Raw genomic sequence first — 18,513 nt, 5'->3', positions numbered from 1 at the left:
GGCTAAGATTTAACGAACAACTTATTCATCAAGCGGTGTATTTGCACCCGCTGAAACAGATGCCCCTTAGCCGTTCGAAAGCCCGATGCGTTTAGCTCGTCAGCAATCTGTTGCAGGGTCTTATCTTGATTCAAGTATCCTTTGATGGTCAGCAACGCCCGCTGGTTATTTTCATTCGTAGCCGCTTTTCGCTTTATAGCTGCAACGCCTTTCTGTTGGGCTAACGGTGTCAGGTTCTGGGGTGATCCGAGTTGAAACCCTTGCTGCTTCTTAATAGCTAACGCCTTCTTGGTTCGTTCACCAATTAACTCTCGTTCATGTTGAGCGAGGGTAGCAAAGATGCCAATGGTTAGGGTGTTGGCATCGGGCATGTCCGCACAGACAAAATCGACTCCGCTATCTTTGAGGGCGAAGATAAATCCAGCATTACGGCTAAGCCGATCCAATTTGGCAATCACTAACCGGGCTTTATGTTGCTTCGCATAAGCCAGCGCTTCTAGAAGCTGAGGACGACTATCACGCTTACCGCTTTCCACTTCGATGAATTCTCGCACCAACTGAGTCTGGCTACCAATGAAACCCATGACCTGGGTACGCTGGGCCTCCAGGCCTAACCCACTTTGACCTTGCTGCTTGGTTGAGACACGGTAATACGCCACATGTAGTAAAGGCTGACTTTCCATAACGAAGGGGAATGAAAGGCCAATATAGGAGTAAATGGGGTTTTGTTACAAATCTTAAATGACCGTTGCTGATTTGTAACCTGGTTGCCTAGTAGCCTAAAGATAATTTTTGTTGAAACGTACAACCTGTTCAATGACTAACATTGGCTTATGGGTAAAGATATGGGGAACTGTCTTCCGAAAACCGCAGCCGTATAGTCCGCCAGGCCTTGACCAAGCTGCGCTGGGCTGCATTAAAGCGTTCGTGCTTCTGAGCATTTAAGATCGGTAGAGCCACCCAACCTAACCCCTTTATCACGCCTTCGTTTCTATGAAAGCTAACTTACAACTCGCCACCTTACCCCAACTGCTCGACCGCTTTAAAGCAGCAGTAATCAACACTAACGGCCATACGATTGATCCACTCATTTTGCTTACTTATCACTCGACCGCCATCGACGGGGCTAGGCTCACCCTGACCCAAACCAAGACATTGCTTCAAAGCGGTAGCCTACTGGCTGATCAGCCCCAAACGGACCAGTTGATGATCATCGATTACCACCAGACGTTGGGGCAGATCCTGACCATGGCCATTCAACATGAACCCTTGAACCGATTCGCCTGTCAACAACTGGCGGCCAACTTAATGCGCCAGACCGGCTGGCCGCTTGATTCGTTGTTGAGCACGATCGATACCCGTAAAGGAGAACTGCGCCTCGACAATGCCTTGGCGGGCCGAGGCAGGTTAGGCGATGCACACAAACTGCCTTTAGCCTTGGCGGAGTTACTCAAAGACATCAACACTCGCATCAACCAGCGCAAAACACCCCGCCAGCTGTACGATTTATCCTTCCAAGCTCATTTCATTTTGTTAAGTCTTCACCCTTTTGGGGCGGGGAATGGTCGGCTGGCCCGGTTGCTGATGAGTTATATTCAGCAGTATCATGGTTTACCCCTTAGTTTCGTCTACACGGATCAGGGCCCTCTTTATTTTGCGGCTTTAGCGGCCAGTTGGCGTCAGAAAACGTCGGAGCCAATTGTGAGTTTTCTCCACAGCCAGCTGACTCGTTACCTAGAGGAGGTCATTGCGCGGTAGCTTTAAGATCCTAAAATAGCTTGCGATTTGTTGAAAGGGGACAAAAATCACTTTTTCTCAACGAAAACATAGGGACGTTTAATTAAACGGGATTTGAGTAGCTAGGCATCGACGGGTGGTAAATCTAGTGAAGTAACTCCCAAACGATAGCCGTACTCTTTAGCCGTAACCCAGTTGAGAAAAGCAGCGGCTACACTTAATTTTTCCAGCAAGCTGTAGCCAAGGAGACGGTTGGGCCGTTTGATAGCGTAGGGCCTTCTAATTAATGTGCTTCCAAACTCGTTAACTACTTAGGAGGCGCAATATCTCAATCAGGCGCCTGGCCAACGGAAATGAAACTGATCCCCAAATCTGCTACGACACTGCTCAAACGCCTTGGTTTAGGTCTAGGGACACTTTTTGTACTCGTTAGCCTGTTGCCCTTCCTGTTTCCCGGATTCATTACCCAGAAACTCACTAGCTGGACTAAAACCCATTTGAGCGGAAAATTAACATTTGCCCACGCCACACTTTCCTTTTTCGCACATTTCCCCGATCTAACGCTAACCCTGGTTGAGGTGCGCCTCCAAGGGTCGGCCCCTTTTGAGCAGGATACCTTGCTTATGGCCAAACAGATTAGCCTGGGGGTTAATCTGGCTAGCTTGTTCAAGGAGCGCATCGTGATTGACAAAATCTTTCTGGCGGATGGGCAGATCAATGTACAGATTGATGCCCAAGGGCGGCCCAATTACAATGTCTATAAAAGCCCTACCGAGTCCTCAACGGCTCCGACTAACGATAGCCCTGGAACAGCCTTGACCATCAATCATATCCAACTGGATCGAACTAATATTGTCTACAATGATCAATCCATTCCGATGCTGATCCGGGCTAAGGGAGTCAATTACCAGGGAAAAGGTGATCTAGACAAAGCGGTTTTTGATTTACAGTCCAATACCCATATCGATTCGGTTGATCTGTTCTACAATCGACAGCCCTACGTCCTGGGAAAACGAGTAGATGCTAATCTAATCACCAATATCAATACCCACTCGCTGGTGTTGGTGTTCGCTAAAAATGAGCTCCGGCTCAATCGACTCCCTATTCAGTTTCGAGGAAAACTGGCCTTTCTACGTGAGGGCTATACCATGGATTTTAGATTCCAGTCCCTTAAAACCGATTTGCAAAACTTTACCACGGCCTTGCCCCCGGATCTGTTACCGTGGGCGCAAAAAACTCAGGTGAAGGGGCTGGGTGCTTTCTCGGCCTCACTAGTAGGCCATTACAGTGAGGTCATCCATGCCAAACCCACTCTCCAATTCCAGGCAACCCTCCGCAACGGCTCTATTGCTTACCAAAAGGCCCCGGCCCCCGTGCGTAACCTATGGCTTGATTTGACCCTTAGGCTGCCGAATCTGAATCCGGAAAAACTAAATCTGGTTATGGACTCGCTCCATTTTAGTGTTGAGAAAGACTTTTTTAATGCCCGCTTGCGGGTCAATGGCTACAGTCAACCCACCATTTACGCCAGGGTAAGTACTGACCTTGACTTGGAAAAGTGGGACAAAGCCCTGGGCATCCCCTCGGTGGATGTCAAAGGACACGTTCGCTTAAATTTCCAAGCCGACGGTCAGTACGCTACGATCCTCAAACAGACCAGCCTACGGAAGCAGGAGCGAGTTATTCGCCGCATACCGCGGTTTAGCTTAACGTCTTCCCTAGAGCATGGCTATCTAAAGTACACCGCGCTGCCAGAACCCTTGCGGGATATTACTTTTACCTTAAATGCGGGCTGTCCCGACAGTGACTACCGGCATGCCCAACTGGTCCTGGAACATCTGCAGGCTAAAGCCCTGACTAATGGGCTCAGTGGCTTTGCCCGGATTCGAAACGCCCATGATCTTATCATTGATGCCCAACTCAGTGCCCAACTCCATTTAGCGGATATTCCCTCCTTCTATCCCCTGGATAAACGAATTAAGCTGGCCGGGGAGCTGGCCATTGAGGCCCGTACGAAGGGTCCCTACCAGCCTACCAAACGCCAGTTTCCTGTTACCCAGGCTACGCTTCGGCTGAGGAATGGTACGCTGCAGACCCCGTATTATCCTCGTCCAATTGAGCGGCTTCAAGTTCTAGCTCATGTCCTCAGCCGAACCCCCACCCTGCGTTCGCTACAGGTCTCCATCCAGCCCTTCTCATTCTGGTTTGCGGGACAGCCCTTCGGGCTCCAGGCGGAGCTGCGCAATTTTGATAATCTGACCTATGCCATTACCTCCCGAGGGACCCTCGACGTGGGCAAACTCTATCAGTTGGTGGCCTTGCCCGGCTATCAACTCCAAGGCACCATTAAAACCAATCTGTCCCTGCAGGGTAACGAACGCGACGCGCTGGCCGGACGATATGACCGGCTGTTTAATCAGGGCACGATCCAGATTAATCGGCTCCAGCTGTCATCCGACTTATTTCCCCGGCCGTTTTGGATCCGATCCGGCTTGTTTCGCTTCAAGCAAGAGAAAATGTGGTTTGATCAATTCAGGACCAGCTACGGTTCATCAATGGTAGACCTAAAAGGATACCTAACCAATATGGTTTCGTATGCTACAAAGCCTCGGGCACCCTTGCGTGGCCATTTTAGTCTCAGCAGTAGGGCCATCAACGTGGATGAGTTTATGGCCTTTGCTGATACATCAACCGCCCGAAAGCACCCCAACCGCTCAAAGCGACCAGTTGCCCACGCCACTCAATCTTCAGGCGTAGTGCTGGTTCCGAGTAATCTGGCCATTGATCTAGATGCATCGGCTACGTTAGTGACTTATAAGGGCTTGGCTCTTCAGGATGCTCATGCTCAGATGCGGGTCGACAGTGGTCATTTGAGCCTGCAACAAACGGGCTTTAGCTTGATTGGGGCACCCGTGGTGATGGATCTTCGTTACCAGCCGCTAGCGCCTAACCGCGCCAAGTTTGCCTATCACATCCAGGCCCGCGATTTTGACATCAAGCGGGCTTATACTGAGATTGCTCTTTTCCGGGCCTTAGCCACCTCGGCAGACAAGGCCGAGGGGTTGGTATCGCTCGACTATCAACTGGGGGGCAATCTGGATGCCAACATGCAACCTGTTTATAGCTCGCTAACGGGTGGTGGGGTTTTAGCCGTTCGCCAGGTGAAATTGAACGGATTTCGCCTGTTTGGGTCGGTTAGCAGTAAAACCGGACACGATATTCGGAATCCGGACGTATCGGGAATTGCGCTTAAGTCAACGATCGCTCACAGTATCCTGACGATTGAGCGGACCAAATTAAGAGTTGCGGGCTTTCGTCCGCGGATCGAAGGGAAAGTAGGGCTAGACGGCCGTCTGGATCTGAAGTTTCGCTTGGGTCTTCCCCCTTTTGGCATCTTCGGGATTCCCATGACGATCCGGGGTAGCCAGGCCAAGCCGATGATTCATTTAGGGAAAGGAAACCAAGAGAAAGCAAAACCGAATCGATAAAACTTGTTTTTGCCTATGTCTTGTTTTGAAACGAAACGGACGTTAAAATGAGTAATAACCGAGTATGAGGGAAGGGCTCAGAAACAGCTCTTTTTACGTTCAATAAAACCGTTCATTTAAACGGTTCAGCGTTTTCAGTTAAGTTGTGACCTTGATGGACAGTTTATATGCTGAAAAGAAGTATCCTCGGTGGCATCCAGACGCTATACCTTATTGTCTTCAATCCAAGCCGTAACGCAGTTCACATAGTCGATAAAGGTTAGGTCTTCTACCGTCCAAGTTAGTTGTGCGCATATTTCAGGTAATTTAGCTTGGAAGGTTTCATACCGTTGAGTCAAGTAAGCCGATCCCGGCAACTTACGACGGGAACTCGTAGCTAAAAAGTCCCGAATGTTTTGTACAACACGACTAACCTCTGATCCATGGGCCTTTATATCTTGACCGCTTAGATCAGAAATGAACTTCTGATACCGATAAGGCTCAATATCCATGACCATTGAACGCTTGTTTTTGTTGTAGCTTTTAGAAGGAGCAAAATGATGAGCTCCAATAAAAATGCCCAACTCCAACGGCATGTTAAAACGGGCAAGTAGAGAGTTCTGATCTAGATCTGCTTTGGATATATCATGGATGCCGTATCTACATTCATCAATAATTTTAATAATTTTCGTGATTCGTACATCCCCAGCGTTGTCTTCTTCTTGGGCACATCTAGCCGTGAAATCACAGTCTTGAATCGTGAAAATAGTTGCCCAAAATAGCGGTTTGTAAGTTGAATCGAAGGGGCAGTTAATAAAAACGTTATCGTTATAGGCTGCTGGCTCCTTCATTTGCCACTAACCTTTTTGACGGCCTGACGTACTTTATTGAGATCCGCAGTTTTCGTTTTTGGATGAATTTTTATTTGTCGCTTCGAGGCAATTTTTTGATCGTCTGTTAAGTCAGCTTGCTGGATTTTACGAACTTCACCCAACGTTTTATCTTTACGAACTTTTCGTCCGTCAGCGCCATACAGTTTAACGCCTAGTTCTTTTTCTATACTTCCTACCTTTTTATCAGACCGAGTTTTCCTGGGTGTGCTCATTTAAGCTGTGCTTTATAATTAAAGATAAATCATGGAGTTGACAGTTCCAACAACTGACCAAAATCTGTAAAAGTATACACGCTGCTTACTGAGGCTTACTGAAGAAGCGAATTAGGTACTTTCAGGATTTATCTCGGTTTGTAAACATATTTTAGCAAGTTAGTGACTAAAGACTAAAAGACTGCGATACAAGTTCGGATTAGAAAGGCTTGACAAGCTTGTTAAAATGTTGAACGCTCGTTTAAGGCTAGCGAACAGGAGCTTCTCCCGGAACTCATTATAACTTGACCCAAATCAACTCTGATTAGAGAATAGCTTTTTGTTTGTTAGGAGTTTACAAACGCGGAGCCAGTCATCCATAGGCTTTTACTAATTTAGATTTATGCCGAACGTCACGCCTAACCAGGGTTTATGTTGGTAAATCCACAGATTTCGGTTCCGGTCGGCTAGTTGTTCAAGACCTAGCGCCAAGCCGGCCGAGAAGTTGCCTATACTTAGGGTCGTGGCCAACCCGTAATTGAGGCCCAACCCATAGTATTCATCCTGTAGTCGTCCTAAGGTACTAAAGGGGTCTACTTTGGCCGGACCTACACAGAAAAAACCGCCCAGTCCTAGGCTGAAAGTCGATATCTCAGATCGATGGTTCCGACGAAAATAGACGGTGCGATACCGACCTAAATCGTAGCGTCCCCCGATGTGAATACCCACGTTTAGTTTATCTTCTAATTGGCCGGGTTGATCGGCCGTTTTAAACCGGTACTTGAAGGGCAGGGTGAACAGATCTACGTCGAGACCTGTCGTTTGATACCGAAACCAGGGGCTTTTTTCTTCAATCTTCTTCAGGGTGGGGTTGTAGTGTAGAAAAAAAATGGCCAGCGAATCGGATTGATCGAGGGATTTGGGATCCGCGTCGGTGGGGCGTAGTGTCTCGGCGAGAAACTCCACGTAAAGGGTGTCATGCTTCTGGTAGAGGGCCGCTTTAGCCGGATGAAGGAGCGTTTTGGTTTTGACCCCTCCTTTTTTAGCATAGGCATAGAGTTCCTGCTGGCGGGGAATCTGAAAGACTTGGTTGAGTTGGGTGGTATCGTCTCGCTGGCGCAGACTAGCGCAAGAAGTGGTCAACAGCCAGAGAGCTAGTAAGTAGAGCGTCTTGTTCATACACACGAGGATGAGGTTAAACGGCTAACCCCTTTTCGAGGCTATTCTTTTCATGAAGTGCTACTAAGTTAGCATTAGGCCTATTAAGTCAAACTACAGGCTGGTCTACCTTAGTAATAAGGGGACTTCTTTTGCTACTGGTACAAATATTGGCGGAGATAGGATGGGGCGTAATTAACTAGTAAAGCGTTGTCACGTATGTTAAACGGACAGTTAAGATAAGGAACTATATAAATGGCAGTCCGGCCACTGAATAAACGTTTGCGTACTCATCAACAGAGACTGAGTAAACGGATAGGCTTGGAACGGTAACGTTTCGTGAGGCTTTAGCAACGGATTGACTTACCGCCATTTTCTAAAGTCATCAGAGCCTCTCCCGCGGGTGGACTACTAGCTTGTCTTCATAGAGACTTATACCACCAGACAGAGGGTACGCCACGGTAGATCATGCCTAACTTGATAGCTAGTGAATCTAACAAGTCCACTTTCACCAAAGGATCGGCTACGACCACCAGTAGACGCCCAAGGCCAGCAGTCCAAGAAGGAGTAGAGCCAGGGCGATTAAGCGATTCTTGTCTTGACGATGAGACATATGATACGTTTGTTAGCGATACAGTAAATGATAAATTAATTCGGTGGAAGTCCGACCAGCGTGTTGATTCATTCCAAACCACTAGTCGGACGAATGGCCACCCGGTTACGCCCTATTTTCTGGCCTTAAGCTGGTCAATTCCCCGTAAAATGAAAGCCGCCAATGACTCGTACTTAAGTAGCGAACTAACCAGTAAAATCAATACAATAATGGTTCCGATGATTAAAACGGCTCGTAGTAGTCTAGGGGACTTACTCATGAATGACTTTTTTTGGGTTTACACCAGTACTCCGGTCCTATGTTCTGTTTATTGGTCGATAAGACGTTTCTAAATAACCAACGACCCGGGGGCGTACCTGATCAGCTACGTCCGGAATCAACGCCAAAATCTGCTCCCTGGCCCCCTCTAGGCGGGGCAGTAATTCATACCATTCCAGAGTGAGTAAGTGCTGGCGGGTATCTTCCAGGGAATAGACAATTAAATGATGAGCCGCATTCGCATCGTTCTTAACAAAGACACGGACTTCCCGCAAAACGGCTTGCAGGGTCTTGTGGCGACTTGTCAGGTAAAACCGCAGGTAAAATTCAAACAGGTCGGTGGCGTTGAGTTGCGCCAGTGAGCCTTGATCGATCTGGTGAGCCAAGCCCCACTGATGATAATGGGGGGCTGTTTGAAAAAAACCTTTAACCAATACGGGGCTAAGGGTCGTTCCTGCTATCTGGTGGGCAATTCGTTCGTTAAGTTTCATGGCATTGGTGGGTGGTTAATAACGGTATGGGAGTAGCTACTCAGGAAGCACGGCAGTCTGAACGCTTTGGTACAGCTCTGTACGCTTTTTTTAGTAGATGGGATTAGTCTACGGGTTAAGCAAAAAAACGTAACTTAAACGGTCATTGCTGGTTATCCTTACCACGGATTACTCCACCGTGCAACACTATGCCTGCCCTCGAGCGCCGTCCGACCGATCTGTTGAATGCCCTACGCCTGGTAGTGTTTTGTGTTGGCATCGAAGGACTGGGGTATGCTTTTTCGGGTAGTTATTCGGTGGGCAGCGTGGTGGGGGTGCTGCTGGGAACGGTACTGGTTTATGGACTCCTGCGTCTGGTTCACCGGGGAGTCAATTGGGCCAGATTTGTTCTGGCGGGTGTGATCGGTTTAGGTCTACTTAGCTCACTACTCTCGTTTTCGACGGCCTACAGGCTGCATCCCGGAGCGACGGTGATCGATTTGATCTCGACGCTCTTTTCACTGATTGCCCTGTGGCTCTTATTTACTACCCAAAGTAATGCCTGGTTCCGGGCTCATCGAGCACCCAGAATAAAATAACCTCGAGCTACTCACGTCCGTTCATCTTACCTACCTAATAACCGGGCGTTTTTTTGTAACAGGATGGTCTGATTAAGCCAGTAGATGAGCCAGATCGTTCCCATTGGCAGCTACCCATTTCGGCGTAGTCTATAATCTATCTTACTAAATAGCGTGGTATACAATGGTTAGGTAATACCCAAGGTATTCACATGAAATCGATTCGCACTAAAGTGGTGCCGCGTGGCCACCATCTTGCCCTCACGCGCTTCAAGCAAGCCCCCTTAGTTGGGTGTAAAGGGCTTTACGAGCCGAACACTGGTTGTGTACTGACGGCTACCTAGTTGTGGCCAGAATAGCAATAGCACGACTAGCTCTTTCGTGGTTTGACCCGGCGTACAGAGAATGTGAAACCAACCACCATTACCCTTTGCCAAACGGACAGCTACCTGTTTGGCAAAGGGTAATGGTAGTCTGATCCGCTAGAGTTTAGTAATCACTACATCGATGCGACGATTCTTCTGGCGACCCGCCGCCGTTTGGTTGCTAGCTAAAGGCTTGCTGTCCCCCCGTTCCCGGGTGGTCACCCGACTAGCCTCAATGCCGCCCGCCAGGAGCGCCTGCCTAACGGCATCCGCTCGGTCGCCCGACAAGGGATCGTTGATCGCGTCGTCCCCGGTGCTATCGGTGTTGCCTTCGATGCGGATATGCAGACTCGGGTAGGCCTTCATAATTTGAATCAGATCATCCACGTTAGGACGGGCCTGGGCCGTAATTCGGGCGGAGTCCGTCTCGAACGTTAGGTTGTCGAACGTAAATACCTTGGGCACCTGGCCACCCTTGGTGGCTAAAAACTGCGCCAGCGAGTAGGTAAATGATTTTTTAACCAGGCTTAATTTACGCCCCCCTGGCAGATCAACGGCCACCCGCACGTCCGGTGCATTGCCGTCCAGATCGCTGGCCAGCGTATCACTCGCTACGCTCGTGGTAGACTCCTGACGGGGTTGGCTTTCCGTAGTCGTTTCGGTTTTGTCGCCCTTGCAGCTGCGCATCAACAAAAAGAGTAGCAATAATAACCCGGCCCCAATCAGCAGCCACCGCAGCCAGGGAAAGCCAGCGGCCTGCTCATTATCCTCCTCCCGATGGGCTTGGGTAATCCCCGAAGGGGGAAAGGCTGGGTTCACCGGACGAGGGGCAGGCGGGCCGATCAACCAACCCAGCATACCCGCCAGGGCGGCCGGTATCGCCGATCGGACGGGATCGGTTTCACTCCGCAGCTGCGCGGCCAGCTGAGCCTCGGTTAGTTTGTGAGTAATGAGTTGCTGATGTAGAAAACCCATCAGAATCGACATCGCCAGGCCCGTCAGGGTTGTGGCTGATCCCAAACTAACCCCACTGTACTCGGCGGTTGAGCTGGCTAATCGATCCGGCCGGTCCGGAAATAACTGGCCCAACAGGGCCGTACCCGATTTGACGGCCTGCTGGCGGTGGCTATCCGCATCGACCAGTTGTCCCACACTGGGATCGGTCGCAAAGGGCGTGCTGGTCAACAACCGATAGAGCGTGGCGGCTCCTTCACGCGTCTGAGCCTGGTTGATGACGCCAGTCGTCAAAGCAGGCAGTAGGCCGTCCAGGGCTTTTTGGGTTAGGGTCGCCTGTTCGCCGGTTGCGCGGGCCAGTTCATCCACCGCTTGCGTTGTAAAGACGGACCGCAGGTGGTCAAGTAAGAGAGTTGCCATAGATGAGAAAAGTAATCGATTTTTTAGCGGGCTATCCGGCTCCCCCGGTAATTCAGGCGAGACGGGTAAACCATAAGGTGCTCAAAAGGGTAGGGTTGCAAAAGGCAGTCGGTATCCAGTCAGGCTGGACAGGACAAATCAACTGTCTCGCTAGCCTAAGTGGCTGAAGGAACAGTCAGTATGGGTTTTTGGGAAGGCCTAAAGTGACAGTCCAGTTAGCGGACTGGGAGTGACTGACAACCAATCACCCCCAGTCCGCTCAATCACACTGGTTTATTTGGTCGAGTATGTGACCCCATCGGTATCCGTTCCGGCGGGGCGAATGGGTTGGTCCGTCGTTCCCAGATTTTCCACATCGACTTCCGTTTTACGGACCGTATCCCGGATAACCTCCTCGCGTTCGGTGACGGCTTTACCGACCGAAATTTCTTCCACCACATTCGCTGTTTTAGACACCACAGGCACCTCAGCGTGTTCGGTCAAGCTTATCTCGCCTTCCTGGAAAGCCTTAAGATCCGCTGCCGTGGCGGCCCGGTTCACCGGCGTACGGCTTACGGTGACCCGCTCTTCCCGCAGCCGGATGCTTTCTTCGACGGGCTTCGCTACAATGCGGCTGCGCAGTCGAACACCACCCGTTTCGATGATACGCTTGCCCACTTCCAGATTTTCTTCGATCACCTTGATGCTTTGATCGCTACCCGTTTCCGTAACGGGGGTTGTGGTATCGATCAGGGCCGTCGGTGATGTACTGACATAGCCGTACTCAGCGGCCCGTTCGTTGACGTCCACCGCGCCGGCTTCATCCAGGATGTCGGCGGCCTGTTCAGCCAGCGCATCGGTATCCGCGTGCACAGTTACAATTGAGCCGCGGTTCCCCACAGTGGAATACTTCTTGGTCTCCTCCTCGTCGTCACTGCCAAACAGCGAACTAAAGAAACCGCCGATGCCGCTGCCCACGTCTTTGGTGTCATCGATGATCTCTTCCGTCCGGGTGCCCGAGCTATTAACGTGCCGATCCGGGATTAGCTCGTCTGAGCCCGTGGCCGTCGGGTTCGTACCGGTTGAGAGGTCAATGTTGCTGCGGCTGAAGCCTTGGTTAACCAATTGATCGACCGCTTGTTGGGCTTCGGAGGCATTATCAAAAATGCCGATTACTGTGTGTGCCATGTTTTGGGATTTTACTCGGTTTAAACTGATTAAATTGATCTATAACGAAGGCCCAATCTCTAGGCCGGACGTTCTGGGGTTGGGATAGCGGCAGTCCGCTCAACGGTGATTTCTTCCCGGCGTAGCTGAACCGTTTGCGTTTCTTCGTGCCGAATTTGTTGTTTGGTCACCCGAATTTCTTTGACAAGCAACAGTCGTTTTTGGACCACCAGGACTTCGTTGACAACGGAGTAAATGGTCGTTTCGCCCTCCTGGCGGGTAACGGGCACTTCGTCTACGTATTCGTGGAGAGCTAACCGCTCAACGGTGTAGGCCTCCCGGAGTAGGGGAATAGCTACAGCCTCCCTAGTTTCGTGCACCGTTTTGGTGAGCCTTACCCGCCCTGTTTCGAGCGTCTGTTTGCCCACCTGGAGTTGTTCTTCGATCCGGGGAATAGTCACCCGTTCGGTCGATGAGGACTCGATGGGCACGAATACTGGACCGGCGTTTACTGCACTGGATTCGGGAGTAGCATTCATCGGGTTTGAAAAATAAACGGGTAGGAATATACTTTAGCAACCTGAAAAGATGAGACGGGGTCAGCTTAGTCGACACAATAGACTACAGCGTATCCGCCTTCGAGCTGCTACCGGCCTGCCGTAGCGCCGTGGACAAGCCTTCCAGTAGCGCGGGCATTTCGCCTTCTCCGCCCATCTCGGTGGCTAGCCGGGAGAGTTGATCAGCTAGTGGATTCAGTGCCTCTCGCACCGCTTCTTCGGGTAGTGGTCTGGCTTGCAGCAGCATCAGGAGAGCAGACAGTTCATCTGCCAGGGGTTTGGTATTATCGGCTGCCTGAAGAGGCGACAGCCACGATTCCATTAAATCAATACCTTGTTGGGGCGTCAGGGGTCCCGACGTTCCCATCAAGTAAGTGGTTGTCTGATCCAGTAAATCGGTTGTATCGGCTAAACTAAGCATTGGTTCTAAACGGTTTGGTGATCGAGTACACAAAGGTGAGTTGGCGGAAAGCCGGGGCACGCCCCGACTCTTTCTGGCCGTAATCCGTCTAAGGCTACTACCGTACGGGCCCGACAGGGCGATCGTATTGGTTATCGTCATCGGTCGAGTCGGTTCCCGTTTTGGCTCCGTAGCCCGAGGCGATCACCCCAATCAGTAAGCCGATAAAGCCAAAGATAGCGGCATTGGAAGCAGCCGAAGCGGTATCGTCCGCTACCTGACGGGCCTTGATTTCGGCCTCTTTTTTGGCCTGCTCAACTTTGACGCTAGCCTGCTGATACGTTTTGATCCAGCCATCGACCGTCTGCTGAGCCTCAGCCCGGCTCTTACCCGTCTGCTTCATCACCACATTAACGGCGTCTTCCCGATCGACTGCATTAACGGTGGCCTGCCCCTGCTTGAAGAGTCGGCTGAAGAGGCCACTGGCCATCTCATCAGCGGCCTGGGGATTTGAAGCGGCCCGTTCGGCCGTATTGCCCGCCTGATCGAGGGCGTTGTCGGCTTTGCGCGCTAAAGCGTTGGGATTTAACTTGGGATCGCCCGTCTGCCGCAGGATTTGGTCCACCTGCCCTTTCAGATCATTAAGGTCCAGGTTATCGGTATCAATGCCATTCGCCTTTAACTGGCCCTGTACCGCATTGCCAATGCTTGGTGCGGCTGAGGCTACCGCCGATCCGGCCGTGCTCACCAGCCCACCAACCAATTTTCCGGCTCCGCCAATGATACTGCCTACCGTTGTGGTTAAGAAATAGATGGTCAGTAGGGTCACCAAACACCAGGTCAGTACCCCGTGAATAATGCCGTCAAACAAACGGGGGGCGCTGGCAAGCCGGCCAGCGATCCAGCCGCCCATGAACAGCGACAGCAAACTACTGATGATATACCAGATAGCACTCCCGATGCCAAGACCTGCCGCTGGGTTGTGCTCCTGGAGTGGATCAATCGTTCCTAAACCGATGCCCAGCCCCAGCAGGGTCAACAGCATCTGGGTAACAATGGCAACTAGCACCCCGGCAAAGACCGCACTCCAAGAGATGCGTTTGAGTGAATCAAGGCCACCTGTACGGGGCCGCTGGTTATATACGATTTCTTTTTCCATGTTAGTTAATTTGTTTGATTCATATTAATAAGGCCATCGGGACTCTCCAATTTCAGCCCTGAATACAACTAGTTACTGGATTACTTTGCCCGCTGTTAATTCACGGGTCAAACTCTACAAACCCCTAGTTATATCTTGTTTAGGGACTTTTTTCACTGTATTGAGTCAATCAGAACGTGTACTTGTTTTTCGTCGGCTGTCGGTACCTGGTTTAGCAGCTCTCACCAACGCACTGACCGGTTGGTCGGTCTAAAATGAAGCATTTAGCGAACGAGAGTTGTTCGACTGGCAGCTTGTTTGTTAGTAAACAGGCTTTGGATGGAAAGACCCGTTTGAGATTTCACCACATTAGTAGGGTGGTTTACCTGGGCAACGGTTTCGGCCAACTGTTCTTTAATTTGCTTGTACCGTTTCGCCTTGTCCTTGGCAAAATCGACTAATGTATCACGGCTTGCTTTGCCCGGATTAGGGGCAGTCAGATAAGCGATGGCAAGTCCTGTAGCAAGGCCAGTTACGAAACGGATCATACTTGTGTGGTTTAAACAGCGATATCGGTACGAACTGACAAAATCATGCTGTCAAGGAAAAAGAGGTAATGCAGCCACTGGTCAATCTATGGTCCTCAGCTGACGTATCATCTCCCGCCCCACGTTGGGGCTTAAATACCCCAACGTGGGGCGGGAAAAGTACTATAATTTACAGAAGATAAGACACTTACGGAAGTATGATGATCAGCTTACAGCGCGTCAGTTGGCCATAACCAAGTCCAGCTAACGGGGCATCTGATCAGAATCAAGTAAAGGGTCTGTTTTTAACGAGGTCTACCGGCCGGGTTTGATGAATCAACATGAGTTTAGTAGTTTTGGTCGCGGCTCTAGTCCTTTTGAAGTAGAGCAAGAAGTGATAGGTTCTTACATATTAATTTAACGTTGACCTTTGGATGCATCATGAAACAGATCGGTTACTCACTAATGATCTTATGGAGTCTATGGCTCTCCATTGACGGGCTGGCTCAATCGACACCTCCCACTCAGAAAATGTCGGTCAACGACCGAATGGCCAAAGCACGGGCGGCCAAAGCTGAGAAAAATGCCCTCAAACCAATGCCCGCTGTGGCAACTGATCAAAAGGCGACATCCACTGATTATAAAGCCCCGGTCGTTAAGACGCAGAAAGGTCCGCACGGGGAGGTCGTGCATACGGGTGAAAAAGGGGGGAAATTTTATATCAATAAGAATGGGAATAAAACGTATTTGAGCAGTAATCAATAAGGGTCGGAGGGCTACTCAGGAAGCCACCGTTGAGTAGGGCAGCCTACAAACCCTCTGACCACGAATGGTTACGTCGGCGATGGACCAGAGTAAAAGACCAAAGCAGGGAGCAGTACCAAATAGCTCAAGCGCTGGGACTCACTGAATGCTGGATTAGCCAAACCTTGAAAAGTCAGGATGGGCAGATCCACTCAGTCTGGCCAACGCTCATTGACCCAACGCCGTCTAACCGATAACAATTGGATCAACTACTGGCTGAACTGGTTAAGGGGGCTGAGCAATCTAATTTTTCATGGGCGGTCTGGCCTCGGCCTCGAGTAAATGACATGATTAAAAATCGGACCGCCCAAGCGGCTGTTTGGGTGGTACGCCACCGCGGGTCAGTTACGACCCTTCTCCTCAAATAGGCCGACCAGTGAAGAAAGCGGTTAGAGCCCAAGAAAAGCACGCCAGCATGAGGCTCAAGCTGTTCAACAATGGAGAGAACAAACGCTACCCAAACTTGATCGGATCGCCAAAGCAGAAAGCAAAGGCTAAAGGGCAGGCTGTTCTACAAGTGGATGAACCAGCCGCTCGGTGGACCGTCTGTTATCTAATGCCTTTAATGCTGCAGACCAAAAATAAGTACGTACCTATATTTTGGTCGACTTTCGCCAATCATGAACGAGGAATAGAGACCTATACTGGTAAAGTGGTGTTTGTTATAAATGATAAACGGTCGTTCCTGTTTTGTAACCCCTATCCATTATGGCCAAATCCGGTCAGCGCTAGTCGGCTAACAACTGTTTTAGGTTCGCATACTCCTCCTTCTCTAAAAGGTCAATCGATCCGTTAGTGGCTAGACGGATTCGATCCCGGCATTTGCTGATCCGAGATAACAACGGCTGAATGATCGTATTACTATGATTCACGAAATCATAAAGATCTCCTTCACAGGATGGGATTTTGTAGCCTTTGGTGCTGCTGGCAATGATGACACCGGCATCCCGCAGCGGAGCAATCACCCTCGTCTGAAAATAATGTAGCGTAGGTAAACTGCCACGTCGTTCCTCAATGTGCGCTATTAATTCCCGGCTTGAAATGTATTGTGTGGGGTCAACATGACGGAAATGAAATAGTAAATAGCTTAAGCAGGTAACCTGATCAACTTCCTGAGGGGAACGACTGGTTAGTTTGCGATGCAAAAAGTCTTGTCCTAGACCTACACATAGTTCCGCTAAACCAGGATTGTAATTGGCTTGATCGGGCACACTCTGGGCCACCACGGGAGCAAATACGTCCGGCCAGTATTTGAGGGTTAGTAGCTTAGGTTTCAACAATTGTACAAAGCTTGCTCGTTCGGGTGATAATACCGTTTCATCATAACACCGGGCCAGGGTGCCCGCTACGAAATCTGCCGCTTGTACGAGCAAACTAGCTTGGCTGTTGACAAAGCGAAAACTAGCCTGGTTAAACAGGGTGGGTACGTGCCGATTATAAATGTATTGGGAAAAGCCTTGCATGAAACTTTCATCGCCGTGTCGATCCGCCACTAATTCCAGATTGGGGAAGCTCCGGTAGAGTTCTCGGTCAGCTAGCCCATGCAGAAACTTGTAAAATGAACCTTTGTAATAAAAGCCCTCCCCACGCAGCTCTCGTTTATCGACAACAAGAGCAAGTAGTTGAAAGGGAACGGCTAGTAGCTGTTTCAGGATCAAAATCCGACGCTTATCGTCGCTACCTACTTTGGCTGATTTAATAGACCCGGTTTGAAAGAAGCGTTTACGCACGGCTTCTAATTGAGCTTCAGCCTCACTCAACTGTTCTTTGCGTAAGGTTATGGCGGTGACGATAAAGTGAGTGGAAACACCTGGCTTAGTAAAGTCAAGGCCATTGTTTCCCCATTCATCCAGAAAAGCGATATGGTCATGCATGGGGTAGCGGACTAAATACGGGCAAGTTAATCAGTCAGCTAGTTTTTATCCCCTTTCCAACCCATTCAACCAAGTTTTTTAGCAAGTTGGATTTAGCGGCAATTAGAAAAACGTTGACAAACGTTTAGTAGAGTCCTTGCGACAATCCTTGGCTCTCGATACCATCAACCATGAATAAGGATCTTAACCAGTTAATCAGTATATACCGGCGTGTTTGGCAGTCCGTACGCTGGCAGCCTTACCCCTTCGATGAAGATTTGGTCTACACAACGGATGACACCGTCATTGAGAATGTATTAGTCCGACTTAACCAGCTCAATCCCGCTAGCAACCCCCATCCCAGTGTGATAAAAAAAATGGCTACCGATACCGAAGTACATTACATGATGGTCGGTTACGATGAAGCGATGATACTCTACTGGTTTACCTACTTTCCCAACGTAGGGGATAGTGGTTACAATCTGTACCGCATCACCAATTTTACAGGCCCGACGGTTAATCTATTAGAGTACGGTCACCGCTTTGGCTTACCAGAATCTTCGATGGCTGCGTTTTATATGGATGTCTTTAGTCGGCTCAATGAGTGGGCTAGACTGCTCGACCTACCTTATCGGTATGAGGTCGAGCTACAAGACGAGTATATGGGTTTCGAGCAAGTTGACAAGCCAGCCCGAGTCTTCCCTGAGCCAGAAACACCCCCTACCCGTACCCGTTCATTCTGGCGTAGGTTGTGGAATCATCTGTTCCGTAACTAGTGTTTTATCTGCTTGAGGTGTATTTGTCATCCTTCGCGGTACATGTACACATCGTTAGTTATCGCGCCGGGGCGCATTATTCGTCGCTTCGACTAATCAGTATGGCAAAAATGGAGGGTTTTATAAGACAATCAGTTTGGGTAGTTTGGAGACCACTTTTGCCCACTATTACTCCTCCTGCGGCACTTGCAGTATCCTAAGCACTTGA

18 protein-coding genes are annotated in these 18,513 nt (G+C 49.8%); 6 read left to right on the top strand and 12 right to left on the bottom strand.

Annotated features, from left to right (window positions below):
• Nucleotides 1-2 precede the first annotated feature (2 nt).
• A complete protein-coding gene (locus BM202_RS30800; RefSeq protein WP_093833481.1) occupies nt 3-683 on the bottom strand; it encodes a recombinase family protein in 681 nt (226 codons plus the stop codon).
• Between the two features lie 310 nt (nt 684-993).
• Between BM202_RS30800 and BM202_RS30795 the strand changes: the two genes are divergently transcribed.
• Together BM202_RS30795 and BM202_RS30790 are read left to right on the top strand one after the other, a co-directional pair.
• Entirely contained in the window at nt 994-1,758 is a 765-nt protein-coding gene (locus BM202_RS30795; protein WP_093833479.1) for a Fic family protein, read from the top strand.
• A 332-nt stretch (nt 1,759-2,090) separates the two neighbouring features.
• Nucleotides 2,091-5,225, top strand: coding sequence for an AsmA family protein (locus tag BM202_RS30790; protein ID WP_093833477.1), 3,135 nt, complete (start codon nt 2,091-2,093; stop codon nt 5,223-5,225).
• A gap of 203 nt (nt 5,226-5,428) precedes the next feature.
• On the opposite strand, the gene BM202_RS30785 is transcribed toward BM202_RS30790, so the two are convergent.
• The 4 genes from BM202_RS30785 to BM202_RS30770 all read right to left on the bottom strand — a co-directional run bounded on the left by BM202_RS30785 (nt 5,429) and on the right by BM202_RS30770 (nt 8,808).
• Entirely contained in the window at nt 5,429-6,055 is a 627-nt protein-coding gene (locus tag BM202_RS30785; protein ID WP_093833475.1) for a hypothetical protein, read from the bottom strand.
• Complete coding sequence (locus BM202_RS30780) at nt 6,052-6,309, bottom strand: hypothetical protein (RefSeq protein ID WP_093833473.1); 258 nt, start codon at nt 6,307-6,309, stop codon at nt 6,052-6,054. The genes BM202_RS30785 and BM202_RS30780 overlap by 4 nt, the downstream gene beginning before the upstream one ends.
• A 369-nt stretch (nt 6,310-6,678) precedes the next feature.
• Nucleotides 6,679-7,467 (bottom strand): hypothetical protein, encoded by a 789-nt coding sequence (locus tag BM202_RS30775; RefSeq protein ID WP_093833471.1) that lies wholly within the window; start codon nt 7,465-7,467, stop codon nt 6,679-6,681.
• An 888-nt stretch (nt 7,468-8,355) separates the two neighbouring features.
• The gene (locus tag BM202_RS30770; protein WP_093833469.1) at nt 8,356-8,808 is read right to left on the bottom strand and encodes a hypothetical protein; all 453 of its coding nucleotides are present in this window, start codon (nt 8,806-8,808) and stop codon (nt 8,356-8,358) included.
• A 188-nt stretch (nt 8,809-8,996) separates the two neighbouring features.
• On the opposite strand from BM202_RS30770, the gene BM202_RS30765 reads away from it, so the two are divergent.
• Together BM202_RS30765 and BM202_RS38845 are read left to right on the top strand one after the other, a co-directional pair.
• On the top strand, nt 8,997-9,386 hold the full coding sequence (locus BM202_RS30765; RefSeq protein WP_093833467.1) for a hypothetical protein: 390 nt from the start codon (nt 8,997-8,999) through the stop codon (nt 9,384-9,386).
• A gap of 191 nt (nt 9,387-9,577) precedes the next feature.
• Complete coding sequence (locus BM202_RS38845; RefSeq protein WP_262507735.1) at nt 9,578-9,709, top strand: hypothetical protein; 132 nt, start codon at nt 9,578-9,580, stop codon at nt 9,707-9,709.
• A gap of 138 nt (nt 9,710-9,847) precedes the next feature.
• On the opposite strand, the gene BM202_RS30760 is transcribed toward BM202_RS38845, so the two are convergent.
• From BM202_RS30760 to BM202_RS30735, 6 genes are all read right to left on the bottom strand, one after another.
• Complete coding sequence (locus BM202_RS30760) at nt 9,848-11,104, bottom strand: OmpA family protein (protein ID WP_093833465.1); 1,257 nt, start codon at nt 11,102-11,104, stop codon at nt 9,848-9,850.
• Nucleotides 11,105-11,377: 273 nt separating this feature from the next.
• Nucleotides 11,378-12,271, bottom strand: a complete 894-nt coding sequence (locus BM202_RS30755) for a YsnF/AvaK domain-containing protein (RefSeq protein WP_093833463.1) — start codon at nt 12,269-12,271, stop codon at nt 11,378-11,380.
• Between the two features lie 59 nt (nt 12,272-12,330).
• Nucleotides 12,331-12,789 carry a YsnF/AvaK domain-containing protein gene (locus BM202_RS30750; RefSeq protein ID WP_093833460.1) on the bottom strand — a complete coding sequence of 153 codons (459 nt, stop codon included), beginning with the start codon at nt 12,787-12,789 and terminating at the stop codon, nt 12,331-12,333.
• 82 nt (nt 12,790-12,871) lie between these two features.
• Complete coding sequence (locus BM202_RS30745; protein WP_093833458.1) at nt 12,872-13,228, bottom strand: hypothetical protein; 357 nt, start codon at nt 13,226-13,228, stop codon at nt 12,872-12,874.
• Between the two features lie 97 nt (nt 13,229-13,325).
• Nucleotides 13,326-14,366: a YrzE family protein gene (locus BM202_RS30740; RefSeq protein WP_093833456.1), complete on the bottom strand. Its 1,041-nt coding sequence runs from the start codon at nt 14,364-14,366 to the stop codon at nt 13,326-13,328.
• A 263-nt stretch (nt 14,367-14,629) separates the two neighbouring features.
• Nucleotides 14,630-14,893, bottom strand: coding sequence for a YtxH domain-containing protein (locus BM202_RS30735; protein WP_093833454.1), 264 nt, complete (start codon nt 14,891-14,893; stop codon nt 14,630-14,632).
• Nucleotides 14,894-15,313: 420 nt separating this feature from the next.
• Between BM202_RS30735 and BM202_RS30730 the strand changes: the two genes are divergently transcribed.
• A complete protein-coding gene (locus BM202_RS30730) occupies nt 15,314-15,637 on the top strand; it encodes a hypothetical protein (protein WP_093833452.1) in 324 nt (107 codons plus the stop codon).
• A 767-nt stretch (nt 15,638-16,404) separates the two neighbouring features.
• Here BM202_RS30730 and BM202_RS30725 read toward each other — a convergent pair.
• On the bottom strand, nt 16,405-17,550 hold the full coding sequence (locus BM202_RS30725) for a DUF3800 domain-containing protein (RefSeq protein ID WP_093833450.1): 1,146 nt from the start codon (nt 17,548-17,550) through the stop codon (nt 16,405-16,407).
• Nucleotides 17,551-17,720: 170 nt separating this feature from the next.
• Between BM202_RS30725 and BM202_RS30720 the strand changes: the two genes are divergently transcribed.
• Nucleotides 17,721-18,305, top strand: a complete 585-nt coding sequence (locus tag BM202_RS30720; protein WP_093833448.1) for a hypothetical protein — start codon at nt 17,721-17,723, stop codon at nt 18,303-18,305.
• The last annotated feature ends 208 nt before the right edge of the window (nt 18,306-18,513 follow it).

Source organism: Spirosoma endophyticum (assembly GCF_900112365.1).
Lineage (GTDB): Bacteria > Bacteroidota > Bacteroidia > Cytophagales > Spirosomataceae > Spirosoma > Spirosoma endophyticum.
This window is presented reverse-complemented; position numbering and strand designations above follow the sequence as displayed.